Origin of the sequence: Oribacterium sp. oral taxon 078 str. F0262 (assembly GCF_000160135.1) — a bacterium.
Taxonomy (GTDB): Bacteria; Bacillota; Clostridia; order Lachnospirales; family Lachnospiraceae; genus Oribacterium.
In genome coordinates this window covers 772,710-794,579 of record NZ_GG729934.1, presented here as the reverse complement: position 1 = coordinate 794,579, position 21,870 = coordinate 772,710, and the positions used below count along the sequence as shown (strand labels likewise).

Here is a 21,870-nt window from a genome sequence, read left to right as displayed (position 1 = left end):
AAGCCGAAGGGAAACCATATCTCGTATATATGACCGCTGGTGCGAACAAGTTCCTCCGTGTCTACTACGGTAAAGTAAAGGAGTGCATCCGTAATCTTCCTGCCTCTGATTCAGAGGACTGAATGAATGCTATCCATAGTGCAGATCTGAGGCCGTCTGAATGAATACGGCCAGGTTACTTGTGCCCATTTTTATCCTCCAAGAATTTCTTTATTTACTGCTTGACTTTTTATTAGCAGGCTGTACTTATGAGAGTACCATGTTTAGGGGCGTCCAATCCAGAGGGTAACCTTAAATCATGTGTCCATTATTGTGGGTGCCTCAAATCTTCTGTGTCCACTGTTATGGGTACAATATAATGGAATTCTCAATCAGACATTGATACTATTGTCTATCAGTTGACATTTCGACCTCGATTTCTCCGTTTTCGACAGCCATTTCAATTTCAGTCCGTATCGGTTCATAGATTGGTATATCCTGATTGATAGCCTCAAAACTGACAGCTAACGAATACTTTGCTTTAAACAAGCCTCCCCAACCTTTGTGACCGCGAACCGCAATGCAAAAGGCATCACTCAATTGATTGGATTTGATTATACACCAATCCTTTTGAAGAGTGCCATTTTTTCGAGAATATCCTTCTGCTGCACCCCGATTGGTTGCCTCTCCAAGTACCCAGTTAAAATCGCCATCATCATCAATGATAGCGCCTGTTTCAAATATACGGCAAGCAAATGTCTCCGCATTCTCTCCAATCCGGCTACAGCACCAATCTAGCCATGTTGATAAATACCCTTTTACGTAACGCCGAGTCCGGCGAGGATTCGCTACGTAAGACAGGGTAACTTCGACCAAAATGTCATAATCTTCACCAACATTAGATAATTCTTCCGGAATAGGAACTTGAAAAATATGAGCTTCATCGTCTCCAAGTTCCATAAGGGACGGTGTTACCAAAGTTATTCGATACTCGTCATTGTGAGTAGCACGTTCGACATCTGGAACACCATATCCTATATGTCGCAATGTAGAAACTACTAACTTCATTGATATTCTTGGACCACCGGGCAGATTGGGCTATTAACGCTCTATACAACAACGCAGGAGACTCTGGCAAAACCTTTTCAATCTGTGATGCAATATAGGTGACTTTTGGCGCCGAAAAAGACGTGCCAACATCATCACGTGCAAAAGCTGGACCTTCTGGAGATTTACGAATTAGTTCCGGACATACTTCCGGAGGCGTTGTAAGTTGAGGTGGGACACTCCCTTTATTATACATATGCGTCCCTCCATATTCGACAACTTCTGGCTTTAAGACATCCCAAATACCTGGTCCTGAGCGCGAGAATGAAGAGGCCTCCATATGCTTTCCCAATGCAATAAAGTCATCAGTTTCTAACTCATCCGCCGACACGGATCCTACGGTAATTGCTTGTAGGCTCTGCGCCGGATTTGAAATTCTACATAACTCTCTGTCAAGATATTCAGGATATGGATACCCCGCCTGCCAATAGGCCGATATGACATCTGTGGAAATATTCCCAGCCGCCTGTATAAACAAGACGTCATTGTTGTAAGACTGACTATCGATTTCAGCCGCCCAGGAAGTCATGTGCTTCATTTCACAAGGTCTGCGGCTCCCAATAGAATGATTAAATATTTTAGTCGGTGGTGAACTCTCAACATTATATTTTTGAACTGCAATAGCTATTGTCTTGGGCGGATACACATCTTCTGGCAGGCAATTGTTTTCATCCAGAATTCGCATATTGCGAATCCAACAAGGAAGGTGATAAATTCCATCTGAAGGAATTGTTCTTGGATATAAGACTGCACCAGTTACTCGTGTTCCGTGTCCACCACCAGTAACTTCGTCACTTGTGTTCAAATTATTAGGAAGTAAACTTACGGATTCATCGCTATTAATTGCCGACGCTAAATACTTATGTTCCTCTTGAATTCCACTGTCCATTACACATACAATGGGAGCAGATTGGATAGGAGACTCAATTTGTACATTTTCGGTAAGACTATCGTTATTTTCGGGGGCCTCTCCCATAACTATTGTTTCAGCTTCGGATACTTCAAATATATATGCAAAATTCAACACTAAGTCATGCAAACATTTACCAGATATTTTTAAACGTGCTGAGAAACTATCAGGCAAATCAGTCATTTCCGATATACCATCGGCGAGTTGCATAATTTCACCATCATAATCAGAAGCAAAACTTTCTATTGTTTCCTCTCGTTTCATCTTGATTTCGTCCCAAGTCATATAGGCGGCACTAAACTTTTCCATCCACCGTTGCTCACGAACAGAATAGTGTTCATCGGTTTCATCATCTTCACGCTTGGGTCGTTTTGGCAACTCGATGTTTCCACAGCAACTTACACCAATATCGATTATATATACTTCATCTAGCGAAATAGTTGCCCATTTTGCGTAGAGTTCTTTCGACAAAACCCGTTTAAGCCTATCACCATCTTCACAGAGCGCATAGACTTTTGCTGGCGAATTACACCTTGCGGTTACATTTGCAATAAAAGCATCTGCTTTCTCATTTAAAACCGAAAGGTCAACATCTTCTGTAGCAACTATAATAAATCCTTCCTCAATTTCACAGACGATTTCAAATCCTAGTCCTCGCAGGAAATCAATATCCGCAAAAGGATCTATTTCTAGCAGTATGGGAATGCCAGTTTCTATTTCAGGTAAGGCGTTTTCTGAGCGTTCTGCACGACGCTCTTTCCAAAAACGGGACAATTCAGCAGAGCGACGTTTCACATAGCCACCATGAGCAATTCGATTAGCAGTATTCCTCTTTGTCTGGGCAGATGCTGCGCCGCCACCACGCAATTTCGGTTTCCCTTGAAATAATAGTGGAAGAGGTAAATGCGTAAAGTCATTATTCTCTGCCATTGTCACACCTCCTTACAGATTAAAATTTAGAACTTTCTTCCAATGCTTTTACGAAATGTTCGTTACATACTTTTTTGCACCCTGCAAGAACACCAATCTTTGCAGCCCGTTGCGCAATCAGGACAATATTGGCGGCAGAATATCCATCCAATTGATTTGATATTTGATCCATATCAACATCCGGAGAAACTGGTATTGCAGATAACGTCATCTCCAATAAACGTTTACGTTCTGATTTTCCCGGCATCGGCATTTCAATAACATCATCGAATCTACGGAAAAGAGCCTCATCAAGCGACACTTTCAAATTTGTAGTAGCTAAAACCAATCCCGGAGCATCGTATTCGTCTAACAAAGTGAGTAGCATATTGACGATTCTAGGGACTTCTCCAACATCCTGTGTCGTAATACGAGATTTAGCGATAAAATCACACTCGTCAAGAAGCAAAACGACAGGTTCGCTTTTGCAATAATCAAATACCATTCGAAGATTTGATGCTGACTCTCCAAAGTAAGAAGAAAGCAAAGAATCGAAGCGAACTTTCAATAGCGGCAACCCGAGATTCCATGCAATTCGTTCGGCGCTTAAAGTTTTACCACACCCCGGAGGGCCATAGAGAAGTATTTTCCTTTTAGGTACGAGGTTGAATTTTTTCAACCTTTCGCGCGCCACATACTCCTTCTCAATCGAAAGAAGGCGTTCTTCAACTTCGTTCGGTAAAATCATATGATGCTTTAATTGTTCTCTCGGGATATACGATACCAATTGTGAATTTGTACGCTTGCTCTTGGGTAAAGTAGATAATCCACTTTCGTTTTTTTACCCTCAAACAGAGTGTATTTTGGCTTTTCCGTAATTGAAATCTTTTCTAAAGAGTCTGCAAGAACGTTGTGGCCAAGTTTGCGTTCCTCTTGAATAATCGTAATAGCAATTTTCTTTAATGATAATATGTCTTCAGAAAAAATAGCTCGAAATAGCCTTTTATATAGTTCTGCTTTCATAATATCTAATCCTCCCTCTATAATATTGTCATTCTGATACCATATAAAATCAACAATTGGCTCTGACTTTATACTTTTGTTGTCCGGAGGAAGTTTTTTCAATTGGCTCCAAGTGAGTTTCGGATGTGTGAACATAGTTTAAGAACAAAGTTCCCAGTAACAGTCTGTCGCTCCTGGATATTCGGTTCCACTCATAACCTTTAAATAAATCTCGTACAAGAAAAATCTCATTAGTATTCAAATGCTTTGTTTCTTCTATAGCTTGCGTTAAAAGATCGTTTGCAATTAACATCTGTAGCCTCCTTGTTGTAAATAGTATTATAAACAACATTGTATACAACATAGCATATAAATACAGAAAAATCAAAGGGTTTGCATAAATTATGTTCTAAGATACATAAACAATATTTACTAATTATCTTGTTTTCTATAAACACTCACCTTAAAACGAGATTATTCCATTAAACATATCTTCTGATTTCTGCTATTCGGTTTTTCCGGATAAAGATATGTAACTTCTCCGACTTCTAGCATCTCTTTCACAACAGCTCGGAGTGTGTCGTTCAAGCTCTTATATCCGAGCTCCACAGCCAACTCACTCATTGAAAGATCGCCTTTTTGTTTTAATGCTTCCATAACCAGTTTCTTCAGTTCTTCTCTGTTCCTGCGTCTAGAGCGGTTCCCCATTTGGGGCTCTTTCTCATCATCTTTGTTTTTCTCAAGAAATGCCGGATGAACAGGGAGGATCACTCTGAAATAGCTTCTGTCCTCATCTGTTTTGAAAACTGGCAGATCAGAGCCATTGTTTTTCATCTCATTCACGATCAGTGGAATCCCGGTATTCCTTCCCTCAACCATTTTTAATTCTTTGAGAAAATCACCGATACGTCTGTTACGGTATCGACTTGAAACCAAAACTCTGTTTTCCAGATCATGATCCGTTATTGATCGGTCAGGTCCCGGCAAACTCAGGATCTCCATTCGTTCCGGCGTTATCGTTACGGTAATCGGCTCATGGATCTGATAGGAACGATGGTAAACGGCATTACTAAGGGCTTCCTCAACAGCCCTGTAAGGCCAATTGTACACACGGATCGCCTCGGCCTGATCTGGGACCTTCGTGACGTATTCCGCTATGACATAATTTTTGATATATGACAACGCATCCCGCAGCTGTCGATCAAGTGGACCGATAAAAATTCTTTCTCTCATCCCGATTCCAGTCGGATCAGGCTTGTCCACTACCTCAATCTGGCTATATGGGAAGAAATGATCCGGTCTCTCATTGAAAAACATCAATCCTACATTGATGGGCTTTCTTGCTTCCGGAGGGCCTCCGATCAGTCTCATATCTCTCGCCACATCTTCAACCGTGCGGGAGAGCGAACCTTCGTATAGCCCGCTGTCAACTTCATGAAGATATTCCGAAAGCAAGCTGGAACGCATATCTGCGATTTGAGCGTGAGGGTTTGTTCTATCGTCAAACGGAATATTTCTTGCCAGACCGATTAGTTCTCGTTCTTCCAAGGCATTTGCACGAATGGTATTGGAGCCCTTTCGGATATAATATGCCTTTTCGCTCTTTTTAGCTCCTTTCTCCGTGTATATTTTGACCGGACATTTATAGGGTCTGTCATCTCCTCCAGGAACCCATAAAACAAGAATATCTCGTCCGTCGATCAGCGCCGGTTCTATGATTGGTATGTATCGTGGTTCTATAAAGTTGCATTTATTGAGAAGGTCTTTCTGAATATCATCTAATGTATTTTTATCCAAGCCTTTTACCGGAAATCTCGGATATCCATTCTGTTCTTCAACACCTATTACAATATAACCACCGCCGAGGTTGTCAAAATCGTTGGCAAAGGCCGTAATAGAATGCAAAATCGATTCTGGATTCCAATCTGCCTTATATTCTATACGTGCACTTTCTATCACTTGTCGCCGAAGTAGTTCTTCTATATTGATCGGAATTGCCATCATTTCCTCCTGACTCGGCAAAAGTGTCTCCCTTTTAACTCCCCCTTTAACTCTCCCCTATCTTACTAAAGGGAGAGTTAATAGGCAAGTAATTATAATTCCCCGTTGGATCGAAGCAGCCAATAGAGCCTAATTGCAATAATATGCGAAATGCCATTAATGCGTCAAAGGATGACACATTAACTCCTCTCCGGTTTCCTACCATATAAAAAGACATCTGGAAGAGATAAAACCTCCCACAGATGCCTTATGCGTTTTTACTTGCTCCAAGTAATCTTAGCCTTTCCCTCAGGCTTTTTCTTTTCCTTATCCTCTTCTCTTCATCCTTTTTTCTCAGGAGATACCGCCGCTTTTCCCCCCTTCTCTGAGCAAAGCGGGAGATTTCCGGAGCCTTCGGCGCTGTTCTTATTTTGTCTTGTCAGCCCGGTATCTTTGGTACTGCTCCTCCAGGTAGTCACAGTCCTCCCGGAAGCTCTCCGGGCTCGAATTCTCCAAAATTCCGACGATGCAGGGCTTTTTCAGGGAGAGCTGCCTCATGAGCTCCTCATAGCAGAATACCCCCTTCCCGGGACGGCAGAAGATCTGCTCTCTCCCTTCCGTAAAGTCCCCGTCCTTTAGGTGGATCACGGAAATCCGGCTCCCGAAGCGCTCAAAGCACTCCCGGATGATTCGATTCTGCTCTTCGGGCTTCCCCTTACTCTCCGGCGTAATGATATTGACCCCGTCCAGGATGATATCAAAATTCGGAGAATCGATGTCCCGGAGGAAGCGCTCGATCTTCTGAGGGTTTGAGAGCGTATGATTATAGACCCCCTCGATGCCGACCCGGACGCCAAGCTTCTCCGCCGCCTGCCTTATCCTTAGAAAGCTGTCCAGCATCGTCTCATAGCAGCGCTCTGTCTCCGTCTCCTCCGTCACACGAAAGTCCTCCGAGAAGCGCCCCGTCTCCGTCCCGACGAGGTCCGCTCCGATCCCCTTCGCATATTTCAGCATCTCGATAAAGCGCTCCAGCTCCGAAAGCCTCTTCTCCTCATTGGGATTTGCCGGATTGATATAAGAGCCGAGTACGGAGACATGGAGCCCGCGGGCCGCAAGCTCTGAGCGGATCCGATCACACAGGCCGTCGGAAAAGTGTCCGAAGCCTGTGTCCGGCTCCGAGAAGCTCTTCCCCATGGCGAGCTGAAGATAACGGATCCCCAGGGACGCAGCACTGTCAAAGACCTTCTCCATCCCGCTCTTTTTGCAGATATCGTGCGCCCTCATCCCGTATTGAATCATTTCTGCGCCTCCCCCCTCCGGTACTGTGCGGGAGACTGCCCGCTCAGGGAGCGGAAGACCCGCTCAAAGTAAGTGATATTCCCAAAGCCCGTGCTCTCCGAGATCTCCGTAATTCTCATCCTGCTGCCTTTCAGAATCTCCTGCGCCTTTCTCACCCGGACAAAGTTCAGATATTCGACGACCGAGAAGCCCGTGACCTTCCGAAAGATCCTGCTCAGATAGGAACGGCTCATATAAAAATGCGCGGCGATCTCCTGAAGCTCCTGCTTCTCCGCACTGTGGTTTTGCAGATAGAGGGCGATCTCCCGGACTCTTTGATGGACACCGCTGTCCAGTCGGTCCGCGGAGGAGGCGAAGTCGGGCCCCGCCTCTCTGGCGCCGTTTCCCGTCTCTCTCCCTCCCTGGTAGCTCTCGGAAATCCCCCGGGATCTCGCCCTCGCAAAGATCCCGAGAAGCTCCATGGCCTGGAGAAAGAGGAAGGGGCAGAGCTCTTCCCCTATCATCTGATCGCAGGCGCTCTTAAACTGAGCGATGATCCCGAGGATCAGCGCCCACTCCTCCCTCGAAAAGCCGCAGGCTCCGCTGTAGATCCTTCCGAACTCGTCAAAGCCCGGATAGCCGAACTGCCGGAGCAGGCCGTCAAAGGGCTCCCGCTCCAGCTGCAGGATGAAGTTTCTGTGATCCGGCGGATATCCCTCCGCGAGCGAGGTTTTGTGAATCCGGTCATGGTCGATCAGCATGGCCGTCCCCGCTCTCATGCAGTAGCTCTCCGGATCCACGAAGAAAAAGCGGGTCCCCTCGATCAGAAAGTTGAGCTCGATGCTGGAATGAAAATGGCGGCTTCGCATGACATACTCCCGGCGGCGAAGAGCCTCCGAGACCCGAAGTCCCGGGATCTTTTTCTCAAATACGAGCTCCAGGCGATAGTTATGAAGCTCCCTCTCCCCCCCGCGCTCTCTTCTCTTTCCGTCCAATCCTCTTTGCCTCTTCTGTTTTTTCGGGAGAATCCGCCTGCTCTCCGAGAGTCTTCACATAAATGTGCTTTTGGGCCTTCTCACTGACGCTGACTCTCCTCCCCTCTTCCCCCACAAAAAGCCGCATTGTACCATCGTATTCCTCATAGCTCTCCGCGGAGAGAACGAGATCCAGTTTAAGTCCGAGGCGGTCCAAATAAGAGAGAAGGCCCGGCTCGTCGTCCACCTTGACGATGCGGGCCCTCTCCCCTATTTTCAGAGAGCCAAGCCGCAGCTCCTCCGCTTCCTCCCGCTCCTCCCCCCGCAGGTTGATGTAGATCGGGGCACCGTGCGGGCAGTGCGTCGGGTAATTCAGAAAGGCATTGAGGCGCTTCATCATCTCCCCGTCCGTGATATGCTCCAAAAGATCCGCCTGTCTGTGGACATCCTTCCAGTTATACTTCAGGCAGTCCTGCAAAAAGGTCTCCCAGAGTCTGTGTTTACTCAGGATCAGTCTCGCAAGCTGCTCCCCCTCGGCACTCAGGCTGATAAAGCGCCCGCGGATCTTGAGGATTCCGTCCTCCGCCAGCTTTTTTAGCATCTCCGAGACGGATGCGCGCGCGATGCCCAGATACTCCGAAATTCTGTGATTGCTGGCGCTTCCCTCTCGCTCTATGATCTTGAAAATCGCCGTCAGATAGTCCTCCCTGTTGTTCGTCATCCCCATCTCTTTCCCGGCCGCGAAAAAGAGGAGATCCTCACAGCTTCCCTCCGTCTCCTTCTCCGCTCAGGCCGTCATTGCAAGCAGCAGCCTCTCCCTTCCCTCCTCCGTCAACTGATATATTTTATCACAGGGGTCCGCGAAAACCCACTTCATTTTCATAAGTCTCCCGATATAGCGCTCCGTCTCCCTCCTGCTCCAGTTCACATGGCGGAAGAGACTTTCAAATCCGGTCTCCTCCCGGTCCCCCCTGTGCCGGTAGAGATGCAAAAGCAGAAGCTCCTCCTTGAAGCGCTCTCTCTGCTGCTTTCTCCTTCTCATCCCTCTCAGTATTCCCCCGCGGGAGAAAAGGGAGAGAAGGAGGACAGAGAGCATCCCGACAAAGCTGCACATCCCGGAAATGGAGACATTCCATCGGAATGCAATGAGGCAGCCGATGAGGCAGTTCAGAGCTCCGAGCAGGAGGGTGAGAAGAATCATCTGCCATAGACTCCGGCTAAGGAGAGAGGCCGCTGCCGCGGGCGCCGCGAAAAAGGAAATCACCAGAATCGCCCCCACGCTGTTGAAGGCCGTCACGCAGCAAAAAGAGCAAAGGATCATGAGGGCATAAAAGATGCGCTTTACGGGGATGCCGAGGAGAAAGGCATAGGATGGGTCAAAGGTAGAGATCTTCAGCGGCTCATAGAAGAGGATCACAAAGGAGAGGTTCAGAAGAAAGAGAAGGAACATCTCGACGAGAGACCTGGGGAGACCGAAGAGACGCACAAAGGGGGCAAAGAGCGGATCTCCCATCAGAACGATCTCTATGTCCAGATGGACATTTCGAAAAAAGCGCGTGATCAAAAGGACCCCGAGGGAGAAGAACATCGGAAATACAAGACCCAACGCATCATCCCTCTTTACGAGCCCCTTCCCGGACAGAAGCTCTACGGCGAGCACCGTGAGAAGTCCGAAGAGAGCCGCCCCCAGCGTGAGAAGGACCGAGTCCAGGCTCCGCACCAGAAAGAAAGCGAGGACGATGCCGAGCAGGACGGAATGGGAGAGCGCGTCCGCTGTCATGGAGAGTCTGCGAAGCACCAGGAAGGGGCCCAGCAGACCGCAGGCCATCGCCGTCATCAGGAGCACAAAAAGGACCTCAGTCATTTTCTTTTCCTCTCTTCCGAAGCATGCGGGGCAAAAGCCCATAGCGTCCAAAAATCATGGAGAGCAGCGTGACAGAGCCCATGCACAGGATAATCATCGGTCCGGTGGAGAGCCCCCGGTATGCCGTGCTGAGAAATGTCCCGAAAAGGGCACTGAGGATCCCGGTCAGAGCGGAAAGCAGGAGGATAGGCCCGAGACTGCGGCTGTGCTGATTCGCGCAGATGCAGGGGATCAGGAGGAAGGAGGAGATCAATACCGCCCCGACACTTTTCAGCCCGACCGATATCAGGACGATCATCATAAAGAGGAGCACGGCTGTCCCGAGCGCCTCCGGGATCCCGATCGCCTTCGCGTAGCCCCTGTCAAAGATGCTGATCAGAAGAATTCTCCGAAAGAGAAAGAGGAGGGACAGCACGAGAGCTCCGCTGCAGAAGATCAGCGCCGCATCCCTCTTCATCAAAAAGGCGGCGGAGCCGAAGATATAATTTTTGAGCCCCGCCTGCGAGGCATCGGCATAGGCGGGATTCCCCTGCGTATAGGTCTTAAGGACCATGCCAAGCCCGAACATTCCCGTGAGGACCAGGGCGAGCGCCGAGTCAAAGTCGATCCCCCCTCCGTCCCTCAGACTGTGGATCAGAAAATAAGCCATGCCGCCGGACAGCGCCGCCCCGATCGTGAGGATCAGAGGATCCCTCGTCTGAAAGCAGATAAAGGCGAGCACAACCCCCGGATAAGCGGAATGCCCGATCGCGTCCCCCACGAGGCTCTGCCCCTGATATACGCTGAAGCACCCCACGATAGAGCCCGCCAGTGCGAGGAGCGAGGTCCCCGCGGCGACCACCCAGAAATCATAGGAAAATAATATTGAAATCATATTAAGTCCTCATAGGCGCGCCGGATATTTTCCTCCGACGCGGCCTCCTCCACCGGTCCGCATGCGATGACATAGCGGCGGATCAGCACAGCGTGGTCGAAGTAGCTCCGCAGGGTATTGAGGTCATGGTGAACGCAGACGATGGTCTTCCCCTCGCTTTTCAGCTCCCTGATCTTATCGATGATGATCCTCTCACTGCTCTTGTCGACTCCCGCGAGCGGCTCGTCCATGATCAGAAGCTCCGCCCTCTGCGCCAGTGCCCTTGCGATGAAGACCCTCTGCCTCTGCCCTCCGGAGAGCTGTGAGATCTGCCTCGAGGCGAGCGCGGAGAGGCCCATCTCCCGCATCGCATCCTCCGCGATCGCGCGTTCCGAAGCATTCGCCCGCCGAAACCAGCCAATGCTTCGATATCTCCCCATCAGCACCACATCCCGGACGGAGATCGGAAAATCCCAGTTCACCTCAGAAAACTGCGGCACATAGGCGACCCTGTCCCGGACCTCCCGGAGCGCTTTTCCGAAGATTCTGACGCTGCCGGAGAGCGGCTTCAAAAATCCCAGGATGCATTTTAAAAGAGTGGACTTTCCGGCGCCGTTCGGGCCGACGATCGCCGTGATGCTGTTCTCCTCAATTTCGAGATCAATGTCCCAGAGCACGGCCTTTTTATCGTAGGCGGCCGTAAGATCCTCCACGTGGATGGCCGCCCCGGAGGGAGCCCTTGTCTCCTCGGAGGCTGCGCCGAGCCCGAGCGCTCTCAGCCGGTCGCCCGCCTCTCCTCCGCTCTTCTTTCCTGCTGTCATTTTTATCCCCCGGCTTCTTATCGAAGGAAGCCCCGCGGAAAAATGCCGCGGGGCCCTCATACTCTATTCCAGATTGCTCACGATGAGGTCCACATTATGCTTTACCATATCGATATAATTATCCCCATCCTGTCCCTTTGGCGCGAGGGAGTCGCTGAAGAGCTCCTTTCCCTCTCCGCGGACCACGGATACCTCCCAGCCCTTCGCCTTACAGGACTCCCTGAGCTTCTCCATGCGGGCGGGGTCCGTCGTGGACTCCGCAAAGATGGCTTTGATCTTATGTGAGACGATGAAGTCCGCCGTCTCCGCCATATCGCTGGTCGAAAGCTCCGCATCCGTACTGACGCCCTGGGGCGCCTTCACCTCGATGCCGTAGCTCCTGGAAAAATAATTAAAGGCGTCATGTGGTGTGACCAGGATGCGGCTCCCCTCCGGGATCTTTTCGATCTGCTCCGCGCAGTAGCTCTTGAGGCTGTCCAGCTGATCGAGGTAGGCCGCGCAGTTCTTCTCGATCTCCTGCCTGTGCTCCGGCAGCTTCTCCTCCAGAGAAGAGGCCGCTTTTTTCACCGCCTCCTGGTAGAGCGCCGTGTCGAACCAGAAGTGGGGATCCGTCACCTCTCCCCCTCCCTCCTCCATCGTGATGAGGTCCTCCTTCTTAAAATCCGCCGTGACGGGGACCCCGTGCACCGCTTCCAAAAGCTCTGTCATCTTTCCCTCAAAGTGGAGTCCGTGGTAGAGCACAAGCTCCGCGTTTTTAAATTTCTCATGATCCTCCGGCTTCGCCTCGTAGGTGTGGGGATCCTCCCCCGCCGGGATCACCAGTGTGATATCCGTGAAGTCCCCGGCGAGAACGGAGGCCATATCCTGGAGAAAGCTCGTCGTGACCGTCAGCTTGAGCTTCTTCTCCGTCCCGCTCTTCCCCTCTTCCTTTTTCGCCCCGACGCTCTCTGAGGGAAGATCGCTCTCCTTCTGCTCGGCCCGGCTGCTCTCCTTCATCTTCTCTGCCGTGCTCCCGCAGCCGGCCCCGATACATCCGACCAGGAGCAAGCTGAGCAGCTTCCCGAAAATTTTCCTTTTATAGTTCATATTTACCTCCGAGTATTTGTTAGGTTATCCTTACAAAATATATTACAGCGCTTTCACTAATTGCGCAAGGGGAACTTTCTCTTTTTTTCTGCTGCTTTCCGTACTGTGGGGAGGCAAAGTTCCGCTCCATGGACAGAACCCCGGCGCTTCGCGGTCTGCTCTTTTAAAGTGGCTTATTGACTCTTAAAATGGCTTATTGGCTCCGGAGGCGGCAGTCGAGGCGAAAGCGTTTTCCGGCAGATCGCAAAGAAAAATGCGGGGCAGAAGCTCCCCCGCATTCTCGATGCCTCCTGAGATAAAAAAACTGCTGTATCTCTACAGCAGTCTTCGCATATTGCCCTTTGTAATACCGCAGCTTCCGGCATGGATTTTATTAAGAGAGGAGCTCCGATCCGGCAAGGAGAAAGGGGCCGATCCCCTTTGCGTCATTTTCCACGACCGCCTCGGAGAGATAGTAGCGGACGGAACCGTCTCTTTTCTCCTTCCCGCCAAGCCCCGCGACGAGACAGATATTTTTAAGCTGAAGCTCTCCTCCTTCGTCACAGGAAAAGAAATTGTCATAGATTCCGGAAAAGATGCTCTCTCCGAAGGGCCGGTATTTCTCCGGGAGAAAGGAGAGGCGGACCGCCTTTAAGACGGCCGCAGAAATCAGAGCGCTCCCGGAGCTTTCGATATAATTCCCCTTAAGTTCGGGAAGCTTCGGAAGCTGATAGAAGCAGCCGCTCCAAGGGTCCTGCCATGGCATGAGGCTTTCGATCAGCTCCCGGAGCATCCCGGAAAGCTCTTCTTTTTCGGCCTGAAAATCCGAAAAACCTTTCATCAGGCCCAGAAGGTCAGAGAGCGCGAGCGAAAACCAGCCGATGGCCCTGAGCCAGACATTCGGACTCCTTCCGCTCTCGGGATCCGCCCAGAAGGCCTTCCTTGATGCGTCGTAGCCATGGACGTAGAGACCGCTTTCCTCCTCCCGCATCCTCTTTTTCACGATCCGAAGCTGGGATACGATGTCATAAAGGCCGGATAAATCGCCGGGATGAAAGCGAAGCTCATACTCCAGATAGAAGGGAAGCGCCATGTAGATCCCGTCCAGCCAGACCTGCTCTTGGTAAATCTTTTTGTGCCAGAAGCTTCCCTCCTCCGTCCTCGGCTGCGTCTCCAGCTGCCCACGGAGAAGCTGAAGTGCCTTCCGGTATTTCTCCTTCCCCGTCCTTTCGAAAAGGAGGAAGAGATTTCTCCCGGGGTTTAAGTCGTCCAGCCGATACTCCTCCCTCCGGTAGCTCGGGATTTCTCCCCCCTCCGAAATAAAATGCGAGACGAAGCGCTCGGAAAAATCAAAGAGTCCTTCTTCCCGGATGAGCTCCGAAAAGCGGAGCATCCCGGAAATCATGCAGCCGTCGATATAATTCCAGCGGTTTCCGCTCCCCTTCCGGATAAGCTCCTGATTCCAGGCGGGGTGCTCCGCATCCGACTGCGAGGCCAGGCGGAGAAGATAAGACCGAATCTGCTGCCGAAGCTTCTCCTTTACTCTCTCCTCCATCTCTCCTCCTCTCTTCGCCGATTCTCTTCTTTTTTCTCTAGCCCTTGACGGAGCCCGCCGTCACGCCGTCGATAAACTGGTCCTGCGCGAGGAAAAAGATAATGAGCGAGGGCAGAATCGAGATCAGGGAGAGAGCCAGGATCCTGTTCCAGGAGAAGCCCGCGTCCGCATCCATCGACATCTTCACAAAGATGGCGGCGGGATAGCGGCTCGGCGACGATACATAGAGGAGAGGACCCATGAAATCATTGTTCGACCACATGAACTGGAAGAGCGCGCAGGAGACAAGAGCGGGCTTTAAGACCGGTACGATCACGTGCCAGAGCGTCCCGAGCGGGCTGCATCCGTCGATCTTTGCCGCCTCATCGAGCTCCTTTGGGACATTTCTCAGAAACTGAATCAGCATGAAGACGAAATAGGTATCCTGTGCGAAGAGAGTTGGCGCGATCATCGGAAGATAAAGCGGATGATCGATCCAGCCCCACTTATTAAAGAGGATGAACTGCGGCACATTCAGGACGACATTTGGCAAAAAGAGGGTAGACATCAGAAGCAGAAAGAGGAAATTCCTTCCCTTAAAGTGAAAGCGCGCAAAGCCGTAGGCCGTCACCGTGCAGGAGAGCAGGGTAAAAACCACCTTCGGGATGACGATCTTATAGGTGTTCAGCATGGCCTGCCAGATATTGATATCTCCCCCGTAGCCGCTCATCGCATCCCGGTAGCCCTGGAGGCTCGGCTGCTTCGGCAGAAGACCGATCCCGGAAAAGATCTCCGAATTAGTCTTGAAGGAAGCTCCGACCATCCAGAGCAATGGATAGAGCATCACAAAGCCCACAAGGATCAGAAGCAGATATTTGAGAAGCGCGGACAGGCCCCTCCTCCTCTCTCTCGTCATCTCAGACCTCCTCGTCGGAATAGTAGACCCAATGCTTCTGGCTCCTTTGCAGGATCAGGGTGAAGAGCAGGAGGATCAGAAACAGGACCCAGGCCTCCGCGCTCGCCATGCCCATCTCGTACTTCTTGAAGGCATTGTTGTAGATCAGAAGCGAAACCAGTGTCGTCGCTCCCCTCGGCCCGCCCTGTGTGATGATGTAGGGTCCGTTGAATTCCTGAAAGGCCTGCACCAGCTGTGTCACCAGATTGTAGAAGATGACCGGGGTGATGAGGGGAACCGTGATGCTGAAAAACTGTCTCCACTTCCCCGCTCCGTCCAGAGACGCCGCCTCATAGAGATCCGGGGAGACCGATTTCAGGGCGACGAGGAAGATGACCATGGAGGAGCCGAACTGCCAGACCCTCAGAAGGCAGATGATGAAAAGCGCCGTCCCCTTGTTCGCAAGCCAGTTCGGCCCCTGCACGCCGAAGAAGGAGAGGAAGAGATTGATGATACCGTTGTCCTTGAAGATCGCCTTCCAGAGCACGGAGATCGCGACAGAGCCGCCGAGGATGGACGGAATATAGTAGGCCGTCCGGAAAAGCTTCACCCCCTTCAGCTGAAAATTCAGGATATAGGCTACAAAGAGCGCGAAGCAGAGCTTCAGCGGCACAGTCATGAAGGCATAGCGGAAGGTCGTCGCAAAGGCCGCGAGAATCTTTTTATTCCGGAAAATTTCCTGATAATTCTGAAGCCCGATGCGGTGAATCCCCTCAAAGAGATGAAAGTCCGTGAAGCTGTAGAAGAGCGATGACAGGAAGGGATAACCTTTGAACAGTATAAAGCCGAAGAGCCAGGGGAGAATGAAGAAAAAGCCTCTGTTCTCCCGGAAAAAATGATTTCCTCTCTTTCCTCCATTCTCCATATCTTTTCCTCCGATCCTCCCCTTTGGGACTTCAGGCCTTGCTCGACTCGAGCTCGTTCACAGCATCAATCATCTGCTGCGCAAGCTCCTTGGAATCCTCGTGGTCATAGCTCATATTGTCCATGATCTCATAGTAGGCGCCCTCAGACGGGTCCTTGAGCTTGGAATCCTCATAGTACGGGCTCAGAGTGAAGCGATAATTCTTTGACGCCGCCTTGTTCGCTTCATAGACCAGGCCCTCCAGCTTTCCCTCCTCGGAGAGCGTCTTCTGCGCTGCCTTGGAGGCCGGAATTCCCCTCTCAAGCCCCAGCGTCTTCACTCCCTCTCCGTTCAGAAGGTAGTCGAGAAGCTTGAGATCCGCCTTCGGATTCTTCGTATCCTTTGAGAGCGCAAAGCCCATGGAAATCTTATAGATCGTGGAGGGCTTCCCGTAGTCCGCCGGATACTCCCCGAGCACCAGTGTCTGCCCGTCCGCAAGTGCCCCCTGCATCTTGCTCACCGCGGAATCCCATTCGTAGAGCCCCGCATAGTGCCCGTCTATGAAGTTCGGATTCTTGTCGATGGAATCCGCCCCGTCCCCCTTCATCTTCTCCTGAGAGGGAATGACATGATTCTCCTCCAGCTTTTTCAGAAAATCAAAGCCGTCCGCAAGCTCATCCTTCGTGTAGCTGATCGCCCCGTTCTCCACCCAGGGCTTGTCGTAGCTCTCCTGCATGTAGTAGGTGAGGAGCATCATAAGATCATATTCTCCGGCCGCCATGGGATAGTAATCGTCCCCGAGCTTCTCCTTGAAGATCGGTCCCGCCGCGAGGAGCTCCGAGAAGCTCTTCGGCACAGAAAGTCCCGCCTTCTCCCAGGTCTGCTGATTCCAGAAAAAAGCCTTCCCGGTCGTCGCGATCGGGATCGCCTGGAGCTTCCCGTCGATCGTCATCTGCTCCAGCAGATTTTCGTCGTACTGAGAAAAATCGAAGTCATCCTTCGACTGCTTCAGATCGTAAAAACCTTTTCCGTCGGAAGAGAACTGATAGATCCAGTTCCAGTTGATCTGAAGCACATCCGGAGCGGAGGCCCCGGCGAGCTGGGTCGCGATCTTATCCGTCCAGCCGGACCAGGCGCCGTACTCGGACTCGATCTTAACGCCCGGGTTTTCCGCCATATAGGCGTCAAGCGCCTTCAGTGTCGCCTCATGCCGGGAATCCCCTCCCCACCAGGACATCCGGATGCTCCCCGAATCCGCGCTGTCCGGGGCCTCTGCCTTTCCGGAGCTCTCCTCCTTCCCGCTCTCCGCCTCTGTCTTTCCGCTCGTCCCCGAAGCGCTGCTCTCTTTCGCACCGCCCCCGCAGGCCGCAAGAGATGCCATGAGCACTGCTCCGGCGAGAAAACAGTAAATTTTTTGTTTCTTCATACTGACCTCCTGAGATCTTTACCGCAAAATGAAAGCTCTGCTCTCGTAGTCCGAGATATTTTGAAGGATCGGCTCCTTCTCCGCTCCCCGGATCGAGATATTCTCAAGCTTTAAGCTCCCGATATTCTTCGCATAGATGGACATCCCTCTCATCGGCGGAAAATCGTCCATCATGAGCACCTGCCGCTTCGGACGCTCCGGATCCTCGAGAAAGACCGCATCAATCCCCCGAAGCAAAATCGCCCCGATCGGCCGTTCCGGAAGTCCATAGGCGCAGAGCAGCGCGCTGTCCACTCCGCTGCAGCGGATATTCTCCGCCCTTACCGCGCCGATTCCCGGCGTCATCGCATTGACGGGCAGGGCCTCCTGGCTCTGCACATATCGCTCGTGTCCGTCCGCATCACAGTGATAGAACATATTGAAGGTAAAGGGCATCGGGACGTTCTCCATCCGGATATGATGAAAATATATCTCATCGTAGAAGCAGTCCGGCCCTCTTCCCCTCCGCGTCTTCAGGCGAAGGCCGCGGTCTGTCCCGGAGAAGATGCAAAGGGAAGCCTCCACCCGGTAAACTCCGGCCGCCGCCTCCGATCCTATGGTCAGAGCTCCGTGTCCTCTCTCCAGGATGCTGTTTCGCAGCGCGAAATTCCTCGATGCCTTCCGGCGCTCCCCCGCCATCCTGGCCTTTCCGCTTTTGATCGCAATGCAGTCATCCCCGACGGAGATACGGCAGCCCAGAAGGAGCACGTCCTCGCAGCTCTCCGGATCGAAGCCGTCCGTATTCGGAGAGTCCGGCGGATTCCAGATCGTCACATTGTAGAGAGAGATCCCGTCCGTATAATAAGGGTGAATCGTCCAGCTCGGAGAATTCCTGACCAAAACTCCCTGAATCCGGATACAGCGGCAGCGGCAGAGAAAGATCGTCCGAGGTCTCCAGGCCCCCCGCTTTGTCTTGTGCTCCTCCCACCAGTCGGAGCGGTCCGCATTGCCGTCCACCGTCCCCTCTCCGAAGATATCCACATTCCTAAGCTCAATCCCGGTGAGAAGTGAGGCATAGCTGGTCTCGGGATCCCCCTCCCAGCTTCCGAGATTAAAGCCCCCCTTCCCGTCGCTCCGCTCCGTCATCCCGGGCAGTCTGGGATAATGCTCCCTCGAGGGATCTCCCAGAAGTACAGCGCCGCGGTCCAGCCAGAGAGAGAGCCCGCTTCTCAGAAAAAGCGGCCGTGTAAGATAGCGCCCCTTCGGGATCCGAACCGTCCCATCCTTCGGACAGGCCTCGATCGCCGCCTGGATGCAGGCTGTATCATCATTCTTTCCGTCCCCGAGCGCACCAAACGCCCTCACATCGAGGAGCACGGACTCCGGCGCTGTCCGAAAGGAGAGCCACTTCGGCTCCTCCCCTCCCCCTTCCGCCAGGATGATGGCGATCCGATATTCCGTATCCGGTTCCAGTCCGAAAATGCTGATTACATTCCGGTTCTCCCGCATGAGCTCCTCTCCGTTCAGGAGCACAATATAGGGCCTTGTATAGACGATATCCCGATTGATGAGCTCCAAGGTCACGGAGCGCTTCATCACTGCCGCCAATCGAAAATTCATTGTTTTTCTCCCGCCCTGCCGGAAGGAACTCTCCAAAGTCCCGTCCCGAATTCTTATCTCTATTATAATGATCCGGCTCCGGAAAAATCTTATCCGAAGTGACTTTATTCGGACCAACTTATCCGATCGAACACTCCGAATGGCAAAACCTTCCCCCTCCTTGATACGATATCCGTCTCCTTCAGGCGATAGGCTGTGTTTGCTGTGATTTTATTTTACCGCAATCCTCTTTCTATGCATCCGACTTTTACTTTGTCCTTTCTATTTTACAGCCGCACAGCGACAGAAAGAAAGCAGAGAGCTTTACAGGTGAGCGAAATGATGTTTGAAAAACGCACCCAATGAGTGTATAATATGCACGAGGTGAATGCTATGACGATTTATGAAATGAGAACAGCATTCGGCGATACGCAAAATGAATTCGCCAAAAGATATAACATTCCTTTTCGTACAATACAAAATTGGGAAACCGGTGTGCGTAAGCCCCCGGAATATGTTGTCGCGCTCCTGGAAAGCCGCATACAGTCCGATCTTTACAATCGTAAGACAAGAGTACTGCCGGAGCATGATGCTCACAGAAAGGAATTGCCGAAGAGACGTGACTATATCGACGCCATCTCCTGGTTGAAGGCAGTCCGGGAGTGTCTCGGAGATTCTTTCGTTTTCGCTTTGGATGAAGCCTTGATGTGTCAGGGATATTTCGGCGGGCGAAGTGATGAATATATCGTATGGGGTTACGGTGATGATTCTGCCTCTGACTTTAACGGGGTTGTGCTACTCGGAAATCGCATCAGCACCTATGATATCCGGGAAAAGCATGAACTTCGCTTTACTGATTTTAACCGGACGATCACAGATGCACTTGCAAATGAAGAAATTTTGGATATTCAGGGTATTACAGAAGCCCTCAGCCGATACTATTTCACCAATGGAGACAGCTTTGAGGGAATATTTGTATCTCCCGAATATCGGGAAAAATTTGCGGAACTTGCAGAGGACGCCATAAGCTATTATGAGAACTGAAGTGATTTCATGCAGATTACAGCAGAAGAAAAAACTGATGTATGGCGTGATGAAGGCCATGTATGACGGTGGTATCCCCCTTGATTTTAAGGGTTCTATGGTTCTGAAAGCCTGTCTGATTGAAGCAGGCTTCCATGAAGAGATCCCTCGTCGAAACAACTTTGATACCAGATGGGAGGTGCACCAAAATGCACCAAAAATGAAAAAATCGGCGATTTTGGTGCACAAGGTACAACGAAAGGTAAAAGAGCCTTTAAGTCGCATAAGATTGAGTCCTACTCAATTCTGATATTCACCATTTGTACGGTTAGTTCTCCGGCACCATGTACTATGTACCACTTTCCTTTTTCGAGTTTAATTGTCTCTGTCATTCCGGGTGTTATATATCCAATCTGATATCTTAATTCTGGATTCTCCACATCAGTAAACCAGATTTCTGTATCCTGTGTTCCCATTACCCTGACTGTGCCAGTTACAGGCTGAATTTGCTCTGATTTAAGATTCGAATCTGCCGCAATGTTATCAGACAATGTAAACGTATGTGCATTTCGGTAATACAGGAAAGAGGCACACAGGACTACCACTACAACTGCTACAATAATAATTTTGGGCAGAATTTTCTTCATCGCATACCACTCCTGTCAAATAAAGTATCTTGTTTCCTGATTCCAAGGACAAAGAAGGCTATCATTACAATAATATACACTCCATAAGCCACATATGTTGCCCAGTTACTCCACGGAAAACTGGCTTCAGGGTGTCCTGCTGCATAGGCAACAAAAGCAACACCTGAAACCAGCATCAGGAATGAAATCAGCAAAAACACTTTTCTCATAGTTTTCTTACTCTTCGTAATCAAACAATCCCTCTTCTCTCATAGAATATGTCTTCTCTCCGTCAGCGAACTTCACAGTCACGATAAAATCAAAACCGTCAGTAGGCGCAAGACCATTTTCTATGTAGTATCCCCAAGTATATCACAACAATAGTATATCACAACAGGACTTGGAACGGTAAACCCAACCACGTCCCGCATATAATAAAATGATCATATTCAGCCGGAGGTCCGTGAAAAAATCTCACGGGTCTCTTTTATACCCCGTTCCTCCTTTCCCTTCTTCCAATTTTACTTCCCATTTTCATCCTTCTCCTTCTATGCATCCGACTTCTGAACGGCAAAAAGGGGCTCTCCAAAAAGGAAAGCCCCGGGGAGGAAACAGAGGAGGAATCCTCGTATTGATAGCTCTCTAGGAGGGCATGCGGGATTTCGCGGTAAAGTCCGCTGCTCTGACTTTTACTTTTATCAGAGAAACGGATGAGGCCATCCTTTCGTCGATGTCAAAATCTCTTCCGGTCTGATTTCTCATCAGAAGCTTCAATCCTTTGATTTTCTCAGCTTCGTCCTCGGAAATCTCCGCTCTTCCCCTGGCGATAAGAGAGCCATAGGCTGAGCCATAGCGGCAGGGGATGTCTCCTCCGGAGATCAGACTGACGTCACAGTCCAGCTCGATGCAGACCTTCGGATTCTTCCGGATCAGATCCAGCTTGTGCCCTTCCCTCGCCGAGTGCATGTAAAAGGTCAGGCTTCCGTCCGAAAATTCATAAGCATAGTGAAGGGGCACGACATAGGGATAGTCCCCGTCAAGGAGAGCAAGGCGCAGGATCTTTGCGCGCTCCAGGATCCGGAGGATTCCCTCTCGGTCCGTAAGCTCCCGGTCTTTTCTTCTCATCTTCTCCATACCGGTCC

General features: G+C 50.6%; 23 protein-coding genes. 2 read left to right on the top strand and 21 right to left on the bottom strand.

From position 1 onward, the window contains the following. Positions 1–384: 384 nt before the first annotated feature. The 18 genes from GCWU000341_RS13510 to GCWU000341_RS07365 form a co-directional block, all read right to left on the bottom strand. Entirely contained in the window at positions 385–1,047 is a 663-nt protein-coding gene (locus GCWU000341_RS13510; RefSeq protein WP_207635067.1) for a hypothetical protein, read from the bottom strand. Continuing rightward, positions 974–2,926: a S8 family peptidase gene (locus GCWU000341_RS07440; RefSeq protein WP_009215254.1), complete on the bottom strand. Its 1,953-nt coding sequence runs from the start codon at positions 2,924–2,926 to the stop codon at positions 974–976. Before GCWU000341_RS07440 ends, GCWU000341_RS13510 begins: the two co-directional genes overlap by 74 nt. Before the next feature lie 19 nt (positions 2,927–2,945). Further along, positions 2,946–3,653 carry an AAA family ATPase gene (locus GCWU000341_RS07435; RefSeq protein ID WP_009215253.1) on the bottom strand — a complete coding sequence of 236 codons (708 nt, stop codon included), beginning with the start codon at positions 3,651–3,653 and terminating at the stop codon, positions 2,946–2,948. Between the two features lie 8 nt (positions 3,654–3,661). Then, entirely contained in the window at positions 3,662–3,928 is a 267-nt protein-coding gene (locus tag GCWU000341_RS13765) for a hypothetical protein (protein WP_081443164.1), read from the bottom strand. Positions 3,929–3,977: 49 nt separating this feature from the next. After that, positions 3,978–4,220, bottom strand: a complete 243-nt coding sequence (locus GCWU000341_RS12665; protein WP_050761954.1) for a single-stranded DNA-binding protein — start codon at positions 4,218–4,220, stop codon at positions 3,978–3,980. A 161-nt stretch (positions 4,221–4,381) separates the two neighbouring features. Further along, on the bottom strand, positions 4,382–5,908 hold the full coding sequence (locus GCWU000341_RS07425) for an RNA-binding domain-containing protein (RefSeq protein WP_040653589.1): 1,527 nt from the start codon (positions 5,906–5,908) through the stop codon (positions 4,382–4,384). A 405-nt stretch (positions 5,909–6,313) separates the two neighbouring features. Further along, complete coding sequence (locus tag GCWU000341_RS07420; RefSeq protein ID WP_009215249.1) at positions 6,314–7,186, bottom strand: sugar phosphate isomerase/epimerase family protein; 873 nt, start codon at positions 7,184–7,186, stop codon at positions 6,314–6,316. Beyond that, positions 7,183–8,160, bottom strand: coding sequence for an AraC family transcriptional regulator (locus GCWU000341_RS12660; protein WP_009215248.1), 978 nt, complete (start codon positions 8,158–8,160; stop codon positions 7,183–7,185). The genes GCWU000341_RS07420 and GCWU000341_RS12660 overlap by 4 nt, the downstream gene beginning before the upstream one ends. Continuing rightward, positions 8,114–8,860, bottom strand: a complete 747-nt coding sequence (locus GCWU000341_RS07410; protein ID WP_196794814.1) for a metal-dependent transcriptional regulator — start codon at positions 8,858–8,860, stop codon at positions 8,114–8,116. Before GCWU000341_RS07410 ends, GCWU000341_RS12660 begins: the two co-directional genes overlap by 47 nt. Before the next feature lie 66 nt (positions 8,861–8,926). Continuing rightward, the gene (locus tag GCWU000341_RS07405) at positions 8,927–10,003 is read right to left on the bottom strand and encodes a metal ABC transporter permease (protein ID WP_009215246.1); all 1,077 of its coding nucleotides are present in this window, start codon (positions 10,001–10,003) and stop codon (positions 8,927–8,929) included. Next, positions 9,996–10,877 carry a metal ABC transporter permease gene (locus GCWU000341_RS07400; RefSeq protein ID WP_009215245.1) on the bottom strand — a complete coding sequence of 294 codons (882 nt, stop codon included), beginning with the start codon at positions 10,875–10,877 and terminating at the stop codon, positions 9,996–9,998. Before GCWU000341_RS07400 ends, GCWU000341_RS07405 begins: the two co-directional genes overlap by 8 nt. After that, entirely contained in the window at positions 10,874–11,677 is an 804-nt protein-coding gene (locus tag GCWU000341_RS07395) for a metal ABC transporter ATP-binding protein (RefSeq protein ID WP_009215244.1), read from the bottom strand. Before GCWU000341_RS07395 ends, GCWU000341_RS07400 begins: the two co-directional genes overlap by 4 nt. 63 nt (positions 11,678–11,740) lie before the next feature. Continuing rightward, a complete protein-coding gene (locus GCWU000341_RS07390; protein ID WP_009215243.1) occupies positions 11,741–12,763 on the bottom strand; it encodes a metal ABC transporter solute-binding protein, Zn/Mn family in 1,023 nt (340 codons plus the stop codon). Positions 12,764–13,136: 373 nt separating this feature from the next. Next, entirely contained in the window at positions 13,137–14,297 is a 1,161-nt protein-coding gene (locus tag GCWU000341_RS07385; protein WP_009215242.1) for a glycoside hydrolase family 88/105 protein, read from the bottom strand. Between the two features lie 37 nt (positions 14,298–14,334). Then, a complete protein-coding gene (locus GCWU000341_RS07380; RefSeq protein WP_009215241.1) occupies positions 14,335–15,192 on the bottom strand; it encodes a carbohydrate ABC transporter permease in 858 nt (285 codons plus the stop codon). Position 15,193: 1 nt separating this feature from the next. Next, positions 15,194–16,096 (bottom strand): carbohydrate ABC transporter permease, encoded by a 903-nt coding sequence (locus GCWU000341_RS07375; RefSeq protein WP_009215240.1) that lies wholly within the window; start codon positions 16,094–16,096, stop codon positions 15,194–15,196. A 31-nt stretch (positions 16,097–16,127) separates the two neighbouring features. Further along, positions 16,128–17,501 (bottom strand): ABC transporter substrate-binding protein, encoded by a 1,374-nt coding sequence (locus GCWU000341_RS07370; protein ID WP_009215239.1) that lies wholly within the window; start codon positions 17,499–17,501, stop codon positions 16,128–16,130. 18 nt (positions 17,502–17,519) lie between these two features. Continuing rightward, positions 17,520–19,100 carry a glycoside hydrolase family 28 protein gene (locus GCWU000341_RS07365; RefSeq protein WP_009215238.1) on the bottom strand — a complete coding sequence of 527 codons (1,581 nt, stop codon included), beginning with the start codon at positions 19,098–19,100 and terminating at the stop codon, positions 17,520–17,522. Positions 19,101–19,472: 372 nt separating this feature from the next. Here GCWU000341_RS07365 and GCWU000341_RS07360 point away from each other — a divergent pair, with 372 nt between their 5' ends. Next, a complete protein-coding gene (locus GCWU000341_RS07360) occupies positions 19,473–20,123 on the top strand; it encodes a helix-turn-helix domain-containing protein (protein WP_040653587.1) in 651 nt (216 codons plus the stop codon). Beyond that, a complete protein-coding gene (locus GCWU000341_RS07355) occupies positions 20,113–20,412 on the top strand; it encodes a hypothetical protein (RefSeq protein ID WP_009215236.1) in 300 nt (99 codons plus the stop codon). The genes GCWU000341_RS07360 and GCWU000341_RS07355 overlap by 11 nt, the downstream gene beginning before the upstream one ends. On the opposite strand, the gene GCWU000341_RS07350 is transcribed toward GCWU000341_RS07355, so the two are convergent. The 3 genes from GCWU000341_RS07350 to GCWU000341_RS07340 form a co-directional block, all read right to left on the bottom strand. Further along, complete coding sequence (locus tag GCWU000341_RS07350) at positions 20,399–20,749, bottom strand: hypothetical protein (RefSeq protein WP_009215235.1); 351 nt, start codon at positions 20,747–20,749, stop codon at positions 20,399–20,401. The genes GCWU000341_RS07355 and GCWU000341_RS07350 overlap by 14 nt on opposite strands. Further along, positions 20,746–20,982: a hypothetical protein gene (locus GCWU000341_RS07345; protein WP_050761950.1), complete on the bottom strand. Its 237-nt coding sequence runs from the start codon at positions 20,980–20,982 to the stop codon at positions 20,746–20,748. The genes GCWU000341_RS07350 and GCWU000341_RS07345 overlap by 4 nt, the downstream gene beginning before the upstream one ends. Before the next feature lie 388 nt (positions 20,983–21,370). Further along, positions 21,371–21,862: a pyridoxamine 5'-phosphate oxidase family protein gene (locus tag GCWU000341_RS07340; RefSeq protein ID WP_242651634.1), complete on the bottom strand. Its 492-nt coding sequence runs from the start codon at positions 21,860–21,862 to the stop codon at positions 21,371–21,373. Between the last annotated feature and the right edge of the window lie 8 nt (positions 21,863–21,870).